Annotated in this window: 19 protein-coding genes; 9 read left to right on the forward strand and 10 right to left on the reverse strand. The window is 73.3% G+C overall.

Annotated elements, in window-relative coordinates; translation table 11 throughout:
* The first annotated feature begins 31 nt into the window (after positions 1-31).
* From ACWEOZ_RS17440 to ACWEOZ_RS17455, 4 genes are all read left to right on the forward strand, one after another.
* Positions 32-853 carry a class I SAM-dependent methyltransferase gene (locus ACWEOZ_RS17440; protein WP_451911707.1) on the forward strand — a complete coding sequence of 274 codons (822 nt, stop codon included), beginning with the start codon at positions 32-34 and terminating at the stop codon, positions 851-853.
* Between the two features lie 429 nt (positions 854-1,282).
* Entirely contained in the window at positions 1,283-2,044 is a 762-nt protein-coding gene (locus ACWEOZ_RS17445; protein WP_451911708.1) for an AbfB domain-containing protein, read from the forward strand.
* A 43-nt stretch (positions 2,045-2,087) separates the two neighbouring features.
* A complete protein-coding gene (locus ACWEOZ_RS17450; RefSeq protein WP_451911709.1) occupies positions 2,088-2,609 on the forward strand; it encodes a hypothetical protein in 522 nt (173 codons plus the stop codon).
* 61 nt (positions 2,610-2,670) lie between these two features.
* On the forward strand, positions 2,671-4,284 hold the full coding sequence (locus tag ACWEOZ_RS17455; protein WP_451911710.1) for a diguanylate cyclase: 1,614 nt from the start codon (positions 2,671-2,673) through the stop codon (positions 4,282-4,284).
* Positions 4,285-4,311: 27 nt separating this feature from the next.
* On the opposite strand, the gene ACWEOZ_RS17460 is transcribed toward ACWEOZ_RS17455, so the two are convergent.
* The 5 genes from ACWEOZ_RS17460 to ACWEOZ_RS17480 form a co-directional block, all read right to left on the reverse strand.
* Positions 4,312-4,893 (reverse strand): dihydrofolate reductase family protein, encoded by a 582-nt coding sequence (locus tag ACWEOZ_RS17460; RefSeq protein ID WP_451911711.1) that lies wholly within the window; start codon positions 4,891-4,893, stop codon positions 4,312-4,314.
* A 43-nt stretch (positions 4,894-4,936) separates the two neighbouring features.
* Entirely contained in the window at positions 4,937-5,776 is an 840-nt protein-coding gene (locus ACWEOZ_RS17465) for a helix-turn-helix domain-containing protein (protein WP_451911712.1), read from the reverse strand.
* 51 nt (positions 5,777-5,827) lie between these two features.
* Complete coding sequence (locus ACWEOZ_RS17470) at positions 5,828-7,003, reverse strand: zinc-dependent alcohol dehydrogenase (RefSeq protein ID WP_451911713.1); 1,176 nt, start codon at positions 7,001-7,003, stop codon at positions 5,828-5,830.
* Complete coding sequence (locus ACWEOZ_RS17475) at positions 7,000-7,542, reverse strand: SRPBCC family protein (protein ID WP_451911714.1); 543 nt, start codon at positions 7,540-7,542, stop codon at positions 7,000-7,002. Before ACWEOZ_RS17475 ends, ACWEOZ_RS17470 begins: the two co-directional genes overlap by 4 nt.
* A 510-nt stretch (positions 7,543-8,052) precedes the next feature.
* A complete protein-coding gene (locus ACWEOZ_RS17480; protein WP_451911715.1) occupies positions 8,053-8,511 on the reverse strand; it encodes a hypothetical protein in 459 nt (152 codons plus the stop codon).
* On the opposite strand from ACWEOZ_RS17480, the gene ACWEOZ_RS17485 reads away from it, so the two are divergent.
* The 4 genes from ACWEOZ_RS17485 to ACWEOZ_RS17500 all read left to right on the forward strand — a co-directional run bounded on the left by ACWEOZ_RS17485 (position 8,504) and on the right by ACWEOZ_RS17500 (position 11,354).
* Positions 8,504-8,815: a hypothetical protein gene (locus ACWEOZ_RS17485; protein WP_451911716.1), complete on the forward strand. Its 312-nt coding sequence runs from the start codon at positions 8,504-8,506 to the stop codon at positions 8,813-8,815. The two genes, ACWEOZ_RS17480 and ACWEOZ_RS17485, sit on opposite strands and share 8 nt — an antisense overlap.
* Before the next feature lie 71 nt (positions 8,816-8,886).
* Positions 8,887-9,522, forward strand: coding sequence for a TetR/AcrR family transcriptional regulator (locus ACWEOZ_RS17490; RefSeq protein ID WP_451911717.1), 636 nt, complete (start codon positions 8,887-8,889; stop codon positions 9,520-9,522).
* 126 nt (positions 9,523-9,648) lie between these two features.
* The gene (locus ACWEOZ_RS17495) at positions 9,649-10,431 is read left to right on the forward strand and encodes a phosphatase PAP2 family protein (RefSeq protein ID WP_451911718.1); all 783 of its coding nucleotides are present in this window, start codon (positions 9,649-9,651) and stop codon (positions 10,429-10,431) included.
* Complete coding sequence (locus ACWEOZ_RS17500; RefSeq protein WP_451911719.1) at positions 10,428-11,354, forward strand: hypothetical protein; 927 nt, start codon at positions 10,428-10,430, stop codon at positions 11,352-11,354. The genes ACWEOZ_RS17495 and ACWEOZ_RS17500 overlap by 4 nt, the downstream gene beginning before the upstream one ends.
* A gap of 212 nt (positions 11,355-11,566) precedes the next feature.
* Here the strand turns inward: ACWEOZ_RS17500 and ACWEOZ_RS17505 are convergent, their stop codons facing one another.
* The 5 genes from ACWEOZ_RS17505 to ACWEOZ_RS17525 all read right to left on the reverse strand — a co-directional run bounded on the left by ACWEOZ_RS17505 (position 11,567) and on the right by ACWEOZ_RS17525 (position 15,948).
* A complete protein-coding gene (locus ACWEOZ_RS17505; protein ID WP_451911720.1) occupies positions 11,567-12,049 on the reverse strand; it encodes an ATP-binding protein in 483 nt (160 codons plus the stop codon).
* 243 nt (positions 12,050-12,292) lie between these two features.
* Positions 12,293-12,970: an enoyl-CoA hydratase-related protein gene (locus tag ACWEOZ_RS17510; RefSeq protein ID WP_451911721.1), complete on the reverse strand. Its 678-nt coding sequence runs from the start codon at positions 12,968-12,970 to the stop codon at positions 12,293-12,295.
* A 1-nt stretch (position 12,971) separates the two neighbouring features.
* Positions 12,972-13,613, reverse strand: coding sequence for a TetR family transcriptional regulator (locus ACWEOZ_RS17515; protein WP_451911722.1), 642 nt, complete (start codon positions 13,611-13,613; stop codon positions 12,972-12,974).
* A 34-nt stretch (positions 13,614-13,647) separates the two neighbouring features.
* Positions 13,648-14,886, reverse strand: a complete 1,239-nt coding sequence (locus ACWEOZ_RS17520; RefSeq protein ID WP_451911723.1) for an MFS transporter — start codon at positions 14,884-14,886, stop codon at positions 13,648-13,650.
* A 114-nt stretch (positions 14,887-15,000) separates the two neighbouring features.
* Positions 15,001-15,948, reverse strand: coding sequence for a LysR family transcriptional regulator (locus ACWEOZ_RS17525; protein ID WP_451911724.1), 948 nt, complete (start codon positions 15,946-15,948; stop codon positions 15,001-15,003).
* Between the two features lie 114 nt (positions 15,949-16,062).
* On the opposite strand from ACWEOZ_RS17525, the gene ACWEOZ_RS17530 reads away from it, so the two are divergent.
* Positions 16,063-17,193, forward strand: a complete 1,131-nt coding sequence (locus tag ACWEOZ_RS17530) for an FAD-dependent monooxygenase (protein ID WP_451911725.1) — start codon at positions 16,063-16,065, stop codon at positions 17,191-17,193.
* Positions 17,194-17,203: the final 10 nt, after the last annotated feature.

Consider the following 17,203-nt stretch of genomic DNA (forward strand, 5'->3'; position numbering starts at 1 on the left):
CGGCGGGGCGCGCCCGCCCGGAGGGAGAACCATGAGCGAGTCGTACGACCGGTACCGGCGGGACCAGTGGCGGGACAAGGCCGAGGCCTACCGGCGCAGCTTCGCGAGCCTGTGCGCGTACCCCGTCCCGCTGCTGCTCGACGCGGTCCGGGCCGCGGCCGGGGTTCGCCTCGCCGACGTGGGTTGCGGCACGGGTTCGGTGAGCGGGGCCGCGTCGGCCCGCGGCGCGACGGTGACGGCGGTCGACGCCGAGCCCGGCATGGTCCGCGCGACGGCTGCCCGGCTTCCGGGCGTGCGACCGGTGATCGGCGCCCTTCCGGAGCTGCCGCTGCGGACGGCGGGCTTCGACGCGGTGGTGGCGAACTTCGTGGTCAACCATGTCGCCCGGCCCGCGGCGGCCGTCGCCGAGCTGCGCCGGGTGACCCGCCCGGGCGGCCGGATCGGCGTCACGGTGTGGCCGCAGCCCGCGCCGCCGCTGCAGGGCCTGTGGGACGAGGTCATCGCGGCGGCCGGCGTGACCCGTCCGGCCACGCCGGGAGCGGCCCCGGCGGACGACTTCCCCCGGACCCGCGACGGTCTCGCCGGTCTGCTGCGGCGGGCCGGTCTGACCGACGTGGACTGCCGGGCCGTCGTCTGGGAGCACCGCGTCGACCCGGAGCTGTGGTGGTCGGGGGCGGCCGCGGGGCTGGCGAGCATCGGGCACGTGGTCGCCCGGCAGGACGCGGCGACCGTCGCGCGGATGAAGGCCGCCTACGACCGGCTGACCGGCGCACACCTGGACAGCGCGGGCCGGCTGTGCCGGCCCACGTCGGCATTGCTGGCCACCGGAACGGTCCCGGCGCGGGGCCGGTGACCGATCCCCCTTCCCCGGAATCGCCGCGACATTCACCGGAATGGGTGGTCGTCGATATCGGCAGCCGATGGACAACGGCTCGGACCGCCGGTCGGAGGCGGTACGGACGGCGTCCGCGGGCACCATTCCTCGATGTCCGGCGATGTAAGGGTTGCGAAGTTGGCGCAGAGGCCGGAGCATATCCGCGTCGGCCGTCGCGGTTTCCCGTGGTCCGGCCTGATTCTCGGCGAACGGAAACGCATGACCTCTGAGGACGACGCCCGGACCCGGTTGCGGGTCGGCGGGTGGCTACCCCCGTACCAGGCATTTCCGCCCGACCCCGGCCCGCTTACTCCACCGGTTGTTTACCGTTCACATCCATCGGCGAATGTCGCTGCATCTGATGAATTAAGTGCACCGACAAAGGGTGAGCGGCACCGTTCCCTGGCGATGTTCTGCGCCGCGCTGGCGGGCCTGCTGCTGATCGGTGTCGCGCTCACCCAGTTCGGCGGAAAACCCGCGGCGCCCGCGCATCGGGGACTGCCGTTGCCGGCCGCACCGGCCTTCCCGCCACCGGCGGGCCTGCCCGTGCCGGCCGCGGGCAGCCGGTCCAGTGAGCCCGCGCCGGCCCGGTCAGCGTCGCGGCCACCCACCACGAGCGCCACGACCAGGGCCACCACCGCACGGCAGCAACGCCCGCCGGTCGCGGCGACGGCGGCCACCACCCACCGGTCCACATCGCGGCCCACGAGGACCCAGCCAGCGACGGCACCGGTCACGGCGCTGAAGGCCGGGTCCGCGGTCAGCCTCGAGCTCGCCGACGCCCCCGGCTACCGGGTCCGCCACCGCGACTTCCGCGGCCGGACCGACCGGATCGGAACGGACAGCTCCGCTCTGGAACGGGCCGACGCCCGGTTCGTCGTCCGGCCCGGCCTGGCCGACGGTTCCTGCGTGTCCTTCGAGTCGAGCAACTATCCCGGCTCGTACCTGCGGCACCGCGACTTCAGGATCCGGCTGGACCGTGCGGACCGCACCCGGCTGTTCGCCCGGGATGCCACTTTCTGCCCGGAGACCCGCGGCCGCGCCGGCGTCGTCGCGCTGCGTTCGCACAACTACCCGGACCGGTTCCTCACCGAGGACCGTTCGCTGCTCGGCCTGACGCCCGCGACGACCGGCACGGCGACGCAGTTCGTCGTCCGCCCCCCGCTCTGATCACCCGTTCGCACGGCACGGCGAACGGGAGAGGAATGAGGCAATGCCCCCACCCACCGACGGCCCACCGTCGAGCAGTCTGCAGGCCATCGCGATGTGGGCGGAGAAGGTCCACGGCGCCCGGGACATCCGCGAGCTGTGGGTGCCGCTCGACAACGACCTGCGCACGACCATCGCCCAGAGTTTCCTGCTCGGCATGAACCAGCCGCCCGACGACGACCGGGCCGCGGCCCTGGCGGCCCGCGAGTCCGCCGACCCCTGGTTCGCCGACATGCTCCAGGTGTGCGCCCGCCACTGGCGGCGGTTCTACGCGTTCCTCGCCGCCGGCGTGCCCACGGCCAGCCGCTCACAGCCCGTCGGCGCCGACATGGAGCTGACCGTGGTGCCCACGCTGGCCCACTCCGGCGCACCCGACCGCGGCCCGTCGGCCACGAGCCAGGCGTTCATCACCCGGCTGAGCCCGGACCGCGGCTGGCTGATCGCGGCCCTGAGCCACAAGCTGCCCGTGCCGGGCTGGCCGCCGACCGAGTGGACCGTCCCGCACCTGCGCAAGCGCCGGCTCTAGCGGGGGGGGGGGGCCGGCCGGATCGCTCAGGTACGTCCGTCAGCCGCCGAAGGGGTCAGCCATGAGCGCGATGCTTTCCGCGGTGCACGGGCCGGACACCGGCGCGCCGTCGCGGGGCCCGGCCGGGGTGAGCCGGGAGTCTTTGGCCGCGCTGCTGCTCGACCTGGAACTGCGCACCGCCGACGACTTCCGGTCGGTGGCCGGACCGGCCCGTCGCGCCGAGCGGACCGCCCACCGGCACGGCTGGGCCGACCTGGAGAAACGCGCCGAGCTGGTGACCGGCGACGTGCTCGGCCGGCTGGGCCGGGTGGCCGAGCAGGGCCGGATCGCCAAGTCCGTCAACATGTGGGCCGAGGAACACGCCGACCGGTACCTGCTGGCCCGCAGCCACCGCCTGCTGGCCATCTTCCACCGGTGCCTGGGCGACGCCGCGGAAGCGCTGACCCACGCGGCCCCGGGTGCCGAGTACGCCGACGCCGCGCCCCCGCTGATCCGCGCGAGCCACCTGATCACGCTGGCCCTCGTGCTCGACGTGAACGGCCTATACGCACCGGCCCACGAGCAGTTCGCCGCCGCGCTGGAGATCGCCACCGCGCACGACGCGGCCCCCATGGAGATCACCATCCTGAACAACCTGGCGTTCACCGCGTACGAGAACGACGACCTGGCCGAGGCCGATGCGCTGGTGGCCCGGATCCGGGGCATCGCGGCCCGGCACGCCCTCGTGCTCGACGGGCTGTACCTGGACACCATGGCCCGGATCAGCCTGCGGCACGGCCGGCCCGCCGAGGCGCTGGAGGTGCTGCGGCCGGTGCTCGACGACCCGGCCGGCCCGCTGGTGACCGAGGGTGACGCGCTGCCGGAGTGCCTGCTCACGGCGGCCGAGGCGTACCGGTCCGGCGGGCAGCCCGAGCAGGCCCGCGCGGCGCTGGACGAGGCCGCCCGGCTGGCCGGCGAACGCGCGCTGGCCGGCATCGCGGCCCGGGTCCACGAGGCCCGGGCCGAGCTGTTCGCGACGACCGGCGACTTCCCGGCCGCGTACGCGGAGTACCGCCTGTTCCATGCCGCGACCGAACAGCTGCACAGCGCGCAGCGGGAGATGCGGGCGCACGCGGCGCAGGCCGTCTTCGAGACCGCCGAGGCACGCCGGGCCACCGAGCAGTTCCGCCAGCTCGCCCTGCGCGACCCGCTGACCGGCCTGTACAACCGCCGGCACGTCGACGAGCAGCTCGAACGGCTGGTGGAGACGGCCGTGCGCGACGAGACCACGCTGTCGGTGGCCCTGCTCGACCTGGACTTCTTCAAGCGGGTCAACGACACGTTCTCGCACGGGGTCGGCGACCAGGTGCTGCAGCAGGTGGCCGCCCTGCTCGGCACCGCCGTCGCCGAGCCGGCCCTCGCGGCCCGGCTCGGCGGCGAGGAGTTCGTGCTGGTGCTGCCGGGTGCGGATCCGGCCACCGCGGCGGCCTTCTGCGAGCAACTGCGCCGGAAGCTGCGCGGGCATCCGTGGGCGGAGCTCACCGGCAGCCTGCCGGTGACGGCCAGCATCGGGGTGACGACCTACACCGGCGGCACGACCAGCGCGTCGACCCTGCTCTCGCTGGCCGACCGCAACCTGTACGCCGCGAAGCACGCGGGCCGCGACCGGGTCGTGCACGACGCGTCGCGCCGCTGACCCGCCGGCCCCGAGGCGCTCACCCGGTCACCGGCGCACCTGGTAGCGCAGGTGAAGCACCCTGTTGCCCGGAATCACGACGTCCGGATCCGCCAGCAGGTGCTGCGCGTCGACCGACCCGAAGTAGCGCTTGCCGGACCCGAACACCACCGGCACGACGTCCATGCGCACCTCGTCGACCAGGCCCGCGGCGAGCACCTGGCCACCGACGTCGCCGGCGGCGACCTCGACCAGGCGGTCACCGGCCAGCTCCCGGGCTTTGGCCACGGCCGCCTCGACGTCGTCGACGAAGTGGAACGGCGCCTCCGGGTCCCAGCCCTCGGGCTCCGGCCGGTGCGTCACGACGACCACGTGGTCGATCCCGGCCGGGGGCTTGCCGTCCCAGCCGTCCGTCAGGTCGAAGACGTGGCGCCCGGCGATCGTCACCCCGATCTGGTCCCAGTACGACCGGGTGTGGTCGTAAGAGGTCTGCGACACCTTCAGCATGCCGCTGTCGTCCAGCGGGACGTCACCGCTGGTCAACCAGTCGAACAGCGGTCCGGGCTGGTCCTTCTCGTCCGCGATGAAGCCGTCCACCGACACCGAGGCGTACATGACTACTTTGCCCATGCCCACAAATTAGCGTGCCGTGAGCCGGCGCTCTTGTAAGAAATCAATCGGCCGGCAGCGGCCAGCTGTCCAGCACGTGGCCGGGATGTTCGCGCAGGAACCGCCGCCGGACCTCGACGTACCGGGTCGGCGTGAGCCCGGTGAACGCCCGGAACTCGTGGCCGAAGTGGGCCTGGTCGAAGTAGCCGGCGCCACCGGCGAGGTCGCCCCAGTCGATCGGCCCGCCGACGTCGATCGCGAGCATGGTGGCGGCGAAGCGGTAGCTGCGGGCCAGCCGCTTCGGCGTGACGCCGACGACCTCCTTGAACCGGCGCGCCAGATGGGTGCTGCTGACCCCGGCTGCCTCGCTCAGGTCGCCGATCGCCACCGCCCCGCTGGTCGCCGCGATGACGCTGCTCAGCTGGCGGACCAGTCCCAGGCCGGTGGTCTCGCGCAGCCGTCGCATCAGCTCGTCCTCGAGCAGGGACAGCATCTCGTGGGGTCCGGCCGCCGTGGCCAGCCGGTCCCGCAGCGCGGCAACGGCGGGCCGGCCCCAGACCTGCTCCACCGTCACCGGCCGGTCACACAGCTCGGCCACGGGCATCGGCAGGAACGGCGCCGGCCCCCACGGCTTGAAATGCACGCCGACGGACCGGGTCCGGGGTGGGTAGCCGAACTCGTACGCGCGGGTGGGCGTGGTGACCACGCAACCGTCGGCGTACTCGGCCGCCGCGAGGTCGGCGGCGGCCCGGATGCGGAACGGCGCACCGAGGTTGACGATGAGCAACGCCGCCGGACTGGCCGGCAGGGTCAGCCGGGCGTACGGCGGCGTGCCCTCCAGGTAGTAGAGGTCGTCGATCAGCCCGTCCAGCGGCGGTCGCGGCGATCTGGACACGTACTGCATCTGCCCAGCATCGCCGACGCCCGGCCGGTCTCGCGCGCCGGTGTCACCCGGTCAGGACTTGAGGACGATCTTCTCGCAGTTGTCCTGCTTGTTCTTGAAGATGTCGTAGCCGTGTTCGGCTTCGTCGAGCGGCAGGGTGTGGGTGATGATCCGGGTCGGATCGAGCTCGCCGGGTTCGATGCGCTGCAGCAGCGGCTTCATGTACCGCTGGACGTGGCACTGCCCGGTGCGCAGGGTCAGTGACCGGTTCATCCAGGCGCCCGCGGGGAACTTGTCCAGCAGGCCACCGTAGACGCCAATGACCGAGACCACGCCGCCGCTGCGGCACGACAGGATCGCCTGGCGCAGCGCATGCGGTCGTTCGGTCTCCGAGCGCACGGCCTGCTTGACCCGGTCGTACGCGGCGATGTGCGCGCTGCCGTGGGTGGCCTCCATACCGACCGCGTCGATGCACTTGTCCGGCCCTCGACCGCCGGTCAGTTCCAGCAGCGTCGATCGCACGTCGACCTCGTCGAAGTTCACCGGGATGTGACCGGCCTCTTCGGCCATCCGCAGCCGGTAGGGCTCCTTGTCGATGGCGATGACTTTCGCTGCGCCGAGCACGCGGGCGCTGTCCATGGCGAACTGGCCGACCGGGCCGGCGCCCCACACCGCCACCACGTCGCTGGGCTGGATGTCGCACATCTCGGCGCCCATGTATCCGGTGGGCAGGATGTCGGACAGGAACAGCACCTGCTCGTCGGTCAGATCGGATTCGATCTTCAGTGGGCCGACGTCGGCGAACGGCACCCGCGCGTACTGGGCCTGGCCACCGGCGAAACCGCCCGTCAGATGCGAATAGCCGAAGATCCCCGCGGTCGGGTGGCCGAACATCTTCTCCGCTATCCCGGCGTTGGGGTTGCTGTTCTCGCAGCACGAGTACAGCTCGGCGGCACAGGCGGCGCACGCGCCGCAGGCGATCGGGAACGGCACGACGACCCGGTCACCGACCCGGAGCTTGTCCGCGGAGACGCCGGACCCGACCTCGATGACCTCGCCCATGAACTCGTGACCCAGGATGTCACCGTCCTGCATGGTGGGGATGTAGCCGTCGACCAGGTGCAGGTCGGAGCCGCAGATCGCGGTGGAGGTGATCCGGACGATGGCATCGCGCCGGTTCAGGATCTTCGGGTCCGGCACGTCACGGACCTCGACCTTGTTGCGGCCCGCCCAGGTGTTCGCCCTCATGCCTCTGCTCCCTTCTCCAGTTCGGCGTCCGACAAGGGCTGGGCCGGACGTTGCGGGAATTCCTTGCGGGCGCGTTTGCCCCACGGGGCGCCGTCGGAGCGGACCACCTCGCCGGTCTCCAGCACCTGCTTGAGCCGGCGCAGGTCGTCGTCGAGCTGCTGGTGCGGTTCCTCACCGAAGTACTTCGCGACCGCTTTGCCGACCGCGCCGCCCGGGATGTCGTACACCAGCACGACGTGGACCTCGGTGCTCACCCCGTCCGGAGCGGGCACGAACCGGACCGTACCGGCGTTGGGCACGTCGGCGTGGCCGGTCGAGCGCCACGCGATCTTCTCGCCCGGAGCCTGGTCGATGATCTCCGCGTCCCACTCGACGTCCTTGCCGAACGGGGCAGCGGCGGACCAGTGACTCGTCCGCTCACCGGTGGCGCGAACCTCCTCCAGATGCGCCATGAACGTCGGGAGATGCTCCAGGTCGCGCCAGAACTCGTACACCTCTGACGCGGGTTTACGGATGGTGGTCGTGGCCGTCAGTTCCATGGATCCTCCTTTGCCGATTCGGGCCCGGCTACCCGTCCGAAATCGACTCAAACCGCCGATCCACCCATCGGAGGTGGAGCCGCGCATGAAACGCCCGAACCGAGGAATGCCGGTGCGGAGAGCGAGCCCGGCAACCGGCGAGGAGATCTGATGACCCGAAGTGACCAGCGCCCGGAAATCATCGTCGGTCTGGTGGCCACTCCCCCGGACCACCCGGCCCGGGTCGCCGGGCAGCTCAGCACGGAGCTGGCCGACTGGCTCGCCGGGCGGGTGGACGCCGGCGTGCGCTGGACCGTCCGGGAAGGCTGGGGTGAGGTCGCGCCGCGCCGGGACGGCGGCGCGGAGGCGCTGCTCGACGATCTTGCCCGCCGGCGTGCCGACGAGAGCTGGGACATCGCGGTCTGTCTGACCGACCTGCCGCTGCACTCCGACCGGCAGCCGCTGGTGGCGCAGACCTCGGCAGAGCGCCGGGTCGCGGTGGTGTCGCTGCCCGCACTGGGACTGCGCCAGCTACCCGCCGTCCGCGCGGCCGTCCCTGATCTCGTCGGCCGGTTGCTCACCGACGGTTCCGACCGGCGGTTTCCGCGCGCCGGCCAGGAACCGGCCGAGCCGGCGGACCGGGTCGCCGCCGTGCACCGGGTGGTGGGCGACGGCCACGGCGGGGACCTGCGCTACGTCGCCTCGCGGCTGACCGGCCGGGCGCGGCTGCTGGCCGGCATGGTCCACGCCAACCGCCCGGGGCGCGCCCTGCTGGGCCTGTCCAAGCTGCTGGTCGGCGCGTTCGGCACGGCTGCGTTCGCGCTCACCACCGAGACCATCTGGCAGATGGGCGACGCCCTCGGCGAACTCCGGCTCACGGTCGTGATGCTGCTCGGACTGATCGCGCTGGTGGCCTGGCTGATCATCGCGCACGACCTGTGGGGAGAAGCCCGACCGGGAGACCCCGCCCGAACTGGCCCGGATGTTCAATCTGGGCACCGTCCTGACCCTGGCCCTGGCCCTGGCGGTGTCCTACGTCGTGCTGTTCGCCGGAACCCTGCTCGCCGCGGCGCTGCTGATCGACACCTCCGTGCTGGAGCAGACCCTGCAACGGCCGGCCCGTGTCGTGGACTACCTGACACTCGCCTGGATCATCAGCTCCCTGGCCACCGTCGGCGGAGCGATCGGCTCCGGGCTGGAGGACGAGGAGACGGTCCGGGCCGCCGCCTACGGCTACCCCCCCGAACCCGGCGGCCGGCACGACGAGAAAGATCGCTCCGAGCGCCAGGGCTGAGTGATCCACAGCACTAAAGTTTCCGGTTTGGAAAACTTGCTGGTCCGGAAAAAAGACGTAGCGTCAAGGTCATGACGGACGAGCCGGGGCTGCGCGAGCGCAAGAAGCTGGCCACCCGCCGGGCTCTCTGCGACGCCGCGCTCAAGCTCGCCCTCGACGAGGGGGTCGCCACCCTCACCCCCGAGCGGATCGCCGAGGAAGTGCACGTCTCGCCGCGGACGTTCCGCAACTACTTCTCCAGCAAGGAGGAGGCGATCGTCGCCGGGCTGCGGGACCGGGCCCACGAGGTCGCCGACAATCTGCGCCGCCGGCCCGCCGACGAGTCCATCTGGGATTCGCTGCGGGCCGTGCTGCTGCCGTCGGTCGAGACCGGGATGCCCGGGCACGACCTGATGAACCTGCTCGGGCTCATCCGCTGCCACCACGCGCTGCTGGCCGAGCACCTCACCGGCTTCGAGGACCTGAGCCGGCGGATGGCCGAGGTCATCGCCGAGCGCACCGGCACGGACGTGCAGCGTGATGTCTACCCGCGGCTGCTGGCCGACGCCTCGGGCATCGCGCTCAAGACCAGCCTGGGCCTGTGGGCCACCGGCACCACCGGGCGCAGTCTCGCCGACATCTTCGGCGAGGCGCTCGACCTCCTCAGCCGGGGCCTGCCGATCCCCGCGCCGGCCCACTCGGCGGACACTGGGCCGCCGCCCGGCTGAGTCATCCCGTTCCGCACCCCGCCCACCGGCCGCCCCGGCCGGCGGAGGGCACCGCACGCCCCGCCGACGACCGCGCCGACGGTAAGTACCTGCCGATCACCGGCGTGAACCATCGGAGGGACCGGCATGAGCCTGGTCAGGAGAACGCCGGTCGCCGATCCGGCCGCGCGGCCCCGGGCACTGCCGGAGCTGGCCCTGGTGGTGGGGCTGTTCCTCGCGTACAAGCTGGCCCGCCTGCTGATCCAGGGCCGCGACGACGTCGCCGTCGGCAACGCCTGGCGGATCTGGGACCTGGAACGCTTCCTGCGACTGCCCGGCGAGGTGGCCGTGCAGCACGCGGTGGCCGGGCAGCCGGCCCTGCTCGAGGCGGCGAACACCTTCTACGCGTACGTGCACTTCCCGGCGACCGCCGCGTTCCTGCTCTGGATGTTCCTGCGCCGACCGGAGTACTACCGCTGGGCCCGGCGCAGCCTCGCCGGCCTGACCGCCGCCGCGATGGTCGTCCACGTGCTGCTGCCGCTGGCGCCGCCCCGGATGCTCACCGCCACCGGGATGCTCGACACCGGCCGGCTGTTCGGGCCGATGGTCTACGGCGACCCGGCGACCGACACGCTAACCAACCAGTACGCCGCGATGCCGTCGCTGCACGTCGGGTGGGCCCTGGCGGTCGCGGTGACCCTGATCGCGGTGACCCGCGGGCCGTGGCGCTGGGCCTGGCTGGCTCATCCGGCGCTGACGCTGCTGGTCGTCGTGGTGACCGGCAACCACTACTGGATGGACGGGATCGTCGCCGGGGCGCTGTTCGTCGCCGTCCTGCTGGTGTGCCCGTGGCCGGGCCGGCAGACCCACGCCGTCTTCGGGCGCGTGGCCCCCCAGCCGACGGCTGTCGCCGTGGAGCAGCCGGCATGAGCGCGGCCCTGATCGCCACCGTGCTGCTGTCGCTGCTGTCGGCCGTCGCGTACGCGCTCGCGGCGGTGGTGCAGGAGCGCCTCGCCGCGGCGCCGCGCTGGTGGATGATCATCAGCCTGAACGGCGGCGGGGCGCTGCTGCACGTGGGCGCGCTCGCGTACGGGTCGCTCGCGGTGGTGCAGCCGCTGGGTGCGCTGACCCTCGTGGTGGCGTTGCCGGTGGGGGCGGCGGTCGCCGGACGACGGGTGCGCGGCCGCGAGTGGCGCGGCGCACTGGCCACGATGGCCGGCCTGGTGGCGCTGCTGCTCGCCGTCGGGACGGCCGCTCCGACGCAGGCCCTCACCGACGCCCAGGTGCTGGCGCTGGTGCTGCTGGCGGTGACGCTGATCGTGGGGCTGGCCGGGCGGGCGTACCGGGCGGTTCCGGGTCCGGCCCGGCTGCCGGGGCTGCGGCTGGCCACCGCAGGCGGGATCGCTTTCGCCGCGGCGTCGGCGCTGACCCAGACCGCGCTGCTGCGGATCGGCGCCGACGGGCTCGCCGCGCTGGAACAGCCGGCGGTGGTCGGCACGGTCCTGACGCTGGTCGCGCTCTCCGCGGCCGGACTGCTGCTCTCGCAGGCGGCCTACCGGTACGGGCTGGGTGGGCCGCTGGCCGCCCTGACCATCGTCAATCCGGTGGCCGCCGCGGGCATCGGGGTCGCGCTGCTCGGGCTGGGTGCCGGGTTGACGCTGCCGGCGGTGCTCGCGGCTGCTTCGGCCGCTGTCGTGGCGGCCGGCGGCGTGGTGCTGCTGGCGACGCCCGGCCGGGCCACACCGAGACCGGCCTGCCGCAAGGCGCTCCGGCCGGCGCGGCGACGTCCCCGGCACCGTCCGGTGGCGCAGCGCAACCGGCGCCCGGCGTCCCGCACGCCGTCCCTGCGCTGATCAACCGCCCGGCGTCGCGGACCGCCGGGCGTCCCGCACGCCGTCCCTGCGCTGATCAACCGCCGGGCGTCGTGGGCCGCCGGGCGTCGCGGGACCCCGGGACCGCCCACCGCCCCGGACCACCCGGCGTTCCTAACCGCCCGGCGTCGCGATCCGGGCAGTCCGGTCCCACGGCCGACAGATGTGGCCGGTGGCGGCCGGCTCCCGCCCGGTCAGGCGCTGGGTGGTGTGATCATCGGCGCGGTCAGGCACCGGGTCACCGTCACCGTGACGCCTTCCGGGCCGTCGCTGATCAGCAGGGTGTCGGTCAGCAGGCGGGCCAGCAGGATGCCGCGACCGCCAGGGACGTCGGCTGCGGGCGGCCCCGCGGTCACCGGCAGCTCCCCCGCGAAGCCCGAGCCCTGGTCGCTGACGTCCGCGATCAGGGTGTCGGCGTCCAGGGTCAGCCGCAGCGAGCCGTGCCCGCCGCCGTGCCGCACGGCGTTGGTGACCAGCTCGTTCACCGCCGCCACGAAGTCGTCGAGGGCGTCGTCGTGCAGGCCTGCGGCCGCCGCGTGACGGCGCAGATCGTGCCGGAGGTCCGTGATCTCGTCGGTGGTGAAGTCACGCCTGAACACCTCGCCCGCCGAGGTCACCGGCCCCGTGCCCGCGCTTGCCCCGCTGTTCTGGGCGAGCGGGGATTCCGGGGTGGCCATCCAGGAACCATAGCCCTGCCGCGCCGGGCGCCGAGATCGGCAAAAGCATCGTTGCCCTGGGACAACGGTTTGCCGGGGGCCGACCGGCACCCGGAAAGGCCGGCGCCCCGCTCACCCGCCGGTGACCGTATCGACCGCTGCGAGGACGTCGGCCCGCTGCTCGATCAGCGTCCGGAGCGGGCCGGAGTCCCGGGTGACCGCCTACTCGCCGCGCCCGGCGGCGGTGTGGTGGTCGTCCCCAGCTCAGCTCGCGGGGACGGCCGGGGCCGCGGCGAGCAGTGCGGCCGCCACCGTGGCGAACATCGTGGATTTGATGCTGCCCAGGGTGCCGCGGTCCTTGCCGGCGAGCGGGCGCACCGCCTCCGTGGCCGCGGCCACCAGGCCGGCTTCGTCGGCCGCCCGGTCGACCAGCCCGGTCGCGACCGCTGCGGGCGCGTCGAAGCGACGGCCGGTGGTCATCGCGGCGATCGCGGCGGCCGGCGTCACCTTGGCCTGGACCAGGGCGGCCATCCCGGGCGTGAACGGAATGGTGATGTCGACCTCCGGGAAGCAGAAGTAGCCGCGGTCGGCCCGCATGATCCGGAAGTCGTGGGCCATCGCCAGCATCGCCCCGGCGCCGAAGGCGTGCCCGTTGATCGCCGCGATGGTCGGCACCGGCAGGGTGAGCAGCCGGGCCAGCAGGCGCTGCACGTCGGAGAGGTACTGCGGCGCCTGGTCCGCGTTCTCGCCGAGCCAGGCCAGGTCCAGGCCGTTGGAGAAGAACTTGCCCTGGCCGGTGGTGACCAGCGCCGCCGCTTCGGAGCCCTGCACGACCACGTCGAGCAGGTCGTTGACGCCGGTGATCCAGGACGGTGAGAAGCGGTTCTCGTCGTCGCCGAGGTCGAGGACGTGGACGGGGTGGTCCTGGTGCAGGGTCGGCATGTCAGCCCTTCCGGGTCGGTGGTGCGGGCGGCGGGAGGTCGAGCACGGCGCGGACGGCCGCGGCGAGGCGCCGGCGGTGGCCGGCGTCGATGAGCACGGTGCCGTCGACGGACGGGCCGGTCAGGGCACGGCGGAACAGGGCTGTGGGCAGGTCGACCACGCACGTGGTGACGACCTCCACCGCGTACCGGTCGCGGCGGTCCCAGAGCAGCTCGGCCAGCCGGATCAGGATCTGCACCAGCCGGGCGTCGAGCCCGTGCAGGGCGTCGGCGTCGGCGTCCGGCAGGCCCGGGCCGAGCAGCTGCTCGCGCCGGACGGTGAAGAGCATGCGGGCCGCGGCCGGGCGCCGCTCGGCGAAGATCGCCGGCGCGGTCGCGGCGGCGACCACCGCCTCGCGGGCGCCGCCCGGCCGGGCCTCGTCGATGAGTTCGGTCTGCAGCCGCAGGAAGGCATCCGCCGCCCGCAGCCAGGCCCGGGCGAGCAGCGAGTTGAGCGAGCCGAAGGCGTGGTAGATGGTGCCGTTGGGCATGTCCGCCGCGGCGGCCAGGCCGCGCACCGTGACACCGCCGGCGCCCAGCTCGGCGGCGAGGCGTTCGGCGGTGTCGAGCAGGTGGTCCAGGTCGTGGACGCGGCGGCGGGGCACCCGCCAGTTATATCAGAGCAACCGCTCCAATAACTCAGCCGTGGGTGACGTCGAGCGGTTCGGCGTCGCGCGGCACGACGATCAGCGTCACGACGGCCAGGATCCCGGCCAGGGCGGCCAGCACCGCGAGCGCGGGCCGGAGCCCGCCCGCCGCCGCGCCGATGCCGGCGATCAGCAGGGGGCAGAAGAACTCGCCGATGAACAGGGCACCGGTCCACAGCCCGGTGCCCCGGCCGCGCTGCTCGAAGCTCAGCCGGTTGATCGCCCAGGTGAGCAGCGTGGGCAGCAGCAGGCCGGTGCCGGCCCCGGTGAGCACCGCGCCCAGCGTGATCAGGGCGACCGAACCGGTGGCCGCGACGACCAGCAGCCCGGCGGCGGAGACGGCGAAAGCGACCGGCAGCAGCCGCCGCGGGCTCTGCCCGGACAGCCGGGCGAAGGCCAGCGATCCGGCCGCGGTCGCCACGGACATCAGCGCGCTGAGCGCCCCGATGGTGGCGGTGGAAGCGACGCCGGCCTCGTCGAGCACGAAGGACAGTTGCACAATCAGGGCGTAGAAGGTGATCCCGCCGACCAGCGTGACCAGGCACGGCACCAGCAGCTCGCGCCACGGCACGCCGGGCAGCCGCCGGCCTGGGGTGGCCGCGCCCGCCGGCGCGCGCTCGGGCTGCCACAGCAGCCGGGCCATCGGGTACGCGAGCAGCACGGCGACCAGGTACAGCCAGAACGGGGTACGCCAGCCCGCCGTCCCGAGCGCACCGCCGACGCCCAGGAACACCGCAGCGGACACCGACGCCGTCAGGGTCTGCAGGCCGAGGTAGCGGCTGCGGCGTGAGCCGGACCAGTAATCGGCGATCAGGGTGGTGCAGCATGTCATGATCGCCGCTTCGCACAGTCCGACGAGGACCCGGCTGCCGATGATCGCACCCAGCGAATCCAGGTACAGCGGGGCCGTCCCGAAGACCGAGTAGAGGACCATCGCGACGATGAGCAGCCGCTTGCGGTCGACGGCGTCGGCCACGAATCCGGCGAACGGCGCGGCGAGACCGATGAACAGCGCCGGCACGGTCAGTACGACCGGCACGAGCACCTCGGAGCCCGCGACCCCGGCGAAGTGGTCGGTCATCTGCGGCAGCACGGGCGCGATGAGCACGGCACCCAGCACCGACAGGCAGCTGCCCGCGAGCAGCAGGGCGAGCTGGGCCGGACCGGCCCGGCGGGGGCCGGCCTGCGAGGTGCCCGCCCCCGTCGGTGCGGGCAGGATGGTCTCGGACATGCGGATGCCTCTCCCTGTGACGACGACGGCGGATGTGCCGCGGGTCACATCCAGTGCGCTGACTATGGGCGGGCAGCCGTCACCGGGGGAAGAGCGAACCGTGGATGGCGACCATCAGTCCCGTGGATGGTCCGGAGCTCCGGCCGCGAGCAGCCGGCCCGCCTCGGCGAGCACGTCGCGCAGCCAGGCGTGGGCCGGGTCGGCGCGGTACATCGGGTGCCACCAGAACGCCTCGGCCAGCGGCACCACCTCGAACGGGCAGGGCAGGACGCGGACGGCGGCGAGCCCGGCCATGCGCCGGGCCAGGTGCTCCTGCAGCAGCGCGACCCGGTCGGTGCCGGCGACCAGGAACGGCATCGGCAGGAAGCCGTCGACGACGACCGCCACCCGCGGCTCGACGCCGATCATGCGGAGCTGCTGGGCCGCGGGCGCGAACGCGGTCGGCAGGTTGTAGAGCACCACCCAGGGCAGCTCGCCGAGCTGGGCCAGGGTCAGCCCGGCACCGACAGTGTCGTTGTCCCGGGCCACGATGCAGACCCAGCGGTCCTCGTACAGGTCGGTGCACGGGGTGTCGGCCAGGAAGCCGTGCGGCAGGACGATGCCGTCCACCGCGCGCAGGGTGTCGACCGCGTGGTCCACCGCGTACGGGGAGGTCTGCTGCAACCGCAGGCGGACGCCGGGCGCCCGCTCGGCCAGCAGCCGGGTCACGATCGGGCCCAGCACGGCCGCGGCGTAGTCCGAGGTGACCACGGTGAACTCGCGCTCGACGACGGAGGGGTCGAACTCGGCGCTGACGTCGAAGACCCGCCGGACGCCCGCCAGCGCCGGGGCGGTACGGGAGACGAGCTGGGTGGCCAGCGGGGTGAGCTCGTACCGGTTGCCGACCCGGTGCAGCAGGTCGTCGCCGAAGTGCCGGCGCAGGCGGCCCAGGGCGGCACTGACCGCGGGCTGGCTCGAGCCCAGATGCTCGGCCGCCCGGGTCACGTTCCGCTCGCGCAGCAGCACGTCCAGCGTGACCAGCAGGTTCAGGTCCAGATTGACCAGCACACGGTCGACCGCCATCGGGTCACCATAAACGCGGTGGATGGCGGGCATCAACGAATCGGTCTTCCTGATATCTCGGCCGCCCGCGACAGTGGTGTGAGTCACAAGCCGCGAGACCCGGGAGAAACCGCCATGGCCGCAGTCCGCACCGTGCTCGTCGTAGGCGGCGGTGCCGCCGGTACGGCGATCGCCATCCTGCTCGCCGAGGGCGGGGTCTCGGTCGACCTCATCGACGCCAAGCCGGCCCCCGACACCGCCGGCTCCGGCATCACGTTGCAGGGCAACGCCTTGCGGGTGCTGCGCCGGCTCGGTGTCTGGGCGGACGTGTCGGCCCACGGCTACTCGTTCGACACTCTCGGGCTGCGCGCCCCGGACCCGCACGGCTCGCTCGTCGCCGAGCTGGACGACATCCGTACCGGTGGCCCCGACCTGCCCGCCACCACCGGCATGTACCGGCCGGAGCTGGCCCGGATCCTGCTCGGCCGGGCGGCGGCGGTGGGCGCCAAGATCCGGTTCGGGGCCACCTGCACGACGTTCACCCAGGACGCGGACGGCGTCGAGGTGACCTTCGCCGACGGCGGCACCGCCCGCTACGACCTGGTCGTGGGGGCCGACGGGATCCGCTCGCAGACGCGCCGGATGCTCGGCATCGACCTGACGACCACCCCCACGGGTATGGGCATCTGGCGGGCGTTCACCCCGCGGCCGGCGAGCGTGACGCGCACCGACCTCTACTACGGCGGCCCCTGCTACATCGCCGGCTACTGCCCCACCGGACCGGCTTCGCTGTACGCGTACCTGGTCGAGGACGCCCGCGATCGCAGTGAGCTCAGCCCGCCGGAGTCGCTGGCGGTGATGCGGGAGCTGTCGCAGGCCTACCACGGGCCGTGGGACGAGATCCGGGAACAGCTCACCGACCCCGCCACCGTCAACTACACGTGGTTCTCCAGCCACGTGCTGAGCGCGCCGTGGCACCGCGGCCGGGTGGTGCTCATCGGCGACGCCGCCCACGCCTGCCCGCCGACCCTGGCCCAGGGCGCCGCCCAGGCCCTCGAGGACGCCGAGGTCCTCGCGGGGCTGCTGCTGGCCGCCGACGCCCCGACCGACGCGATGTGGCAGGCCTTCACCGACCGGCGGGTACCGCGCGCCACCGCCGTCGTCGACGCCTCGCTGCAGCTGAGCCGGTGGCTGCTGGGCCGGGAGCGCGGCGACGTCCCCGGCCTGATGGCCCGCATCTCCCACCTCGTCAGCGCACCGGCGTGAGCCCGAAGGA

It is taken from the genome of Actinoplanes sp. NPDC004185 (assembly GCF_053603475.1).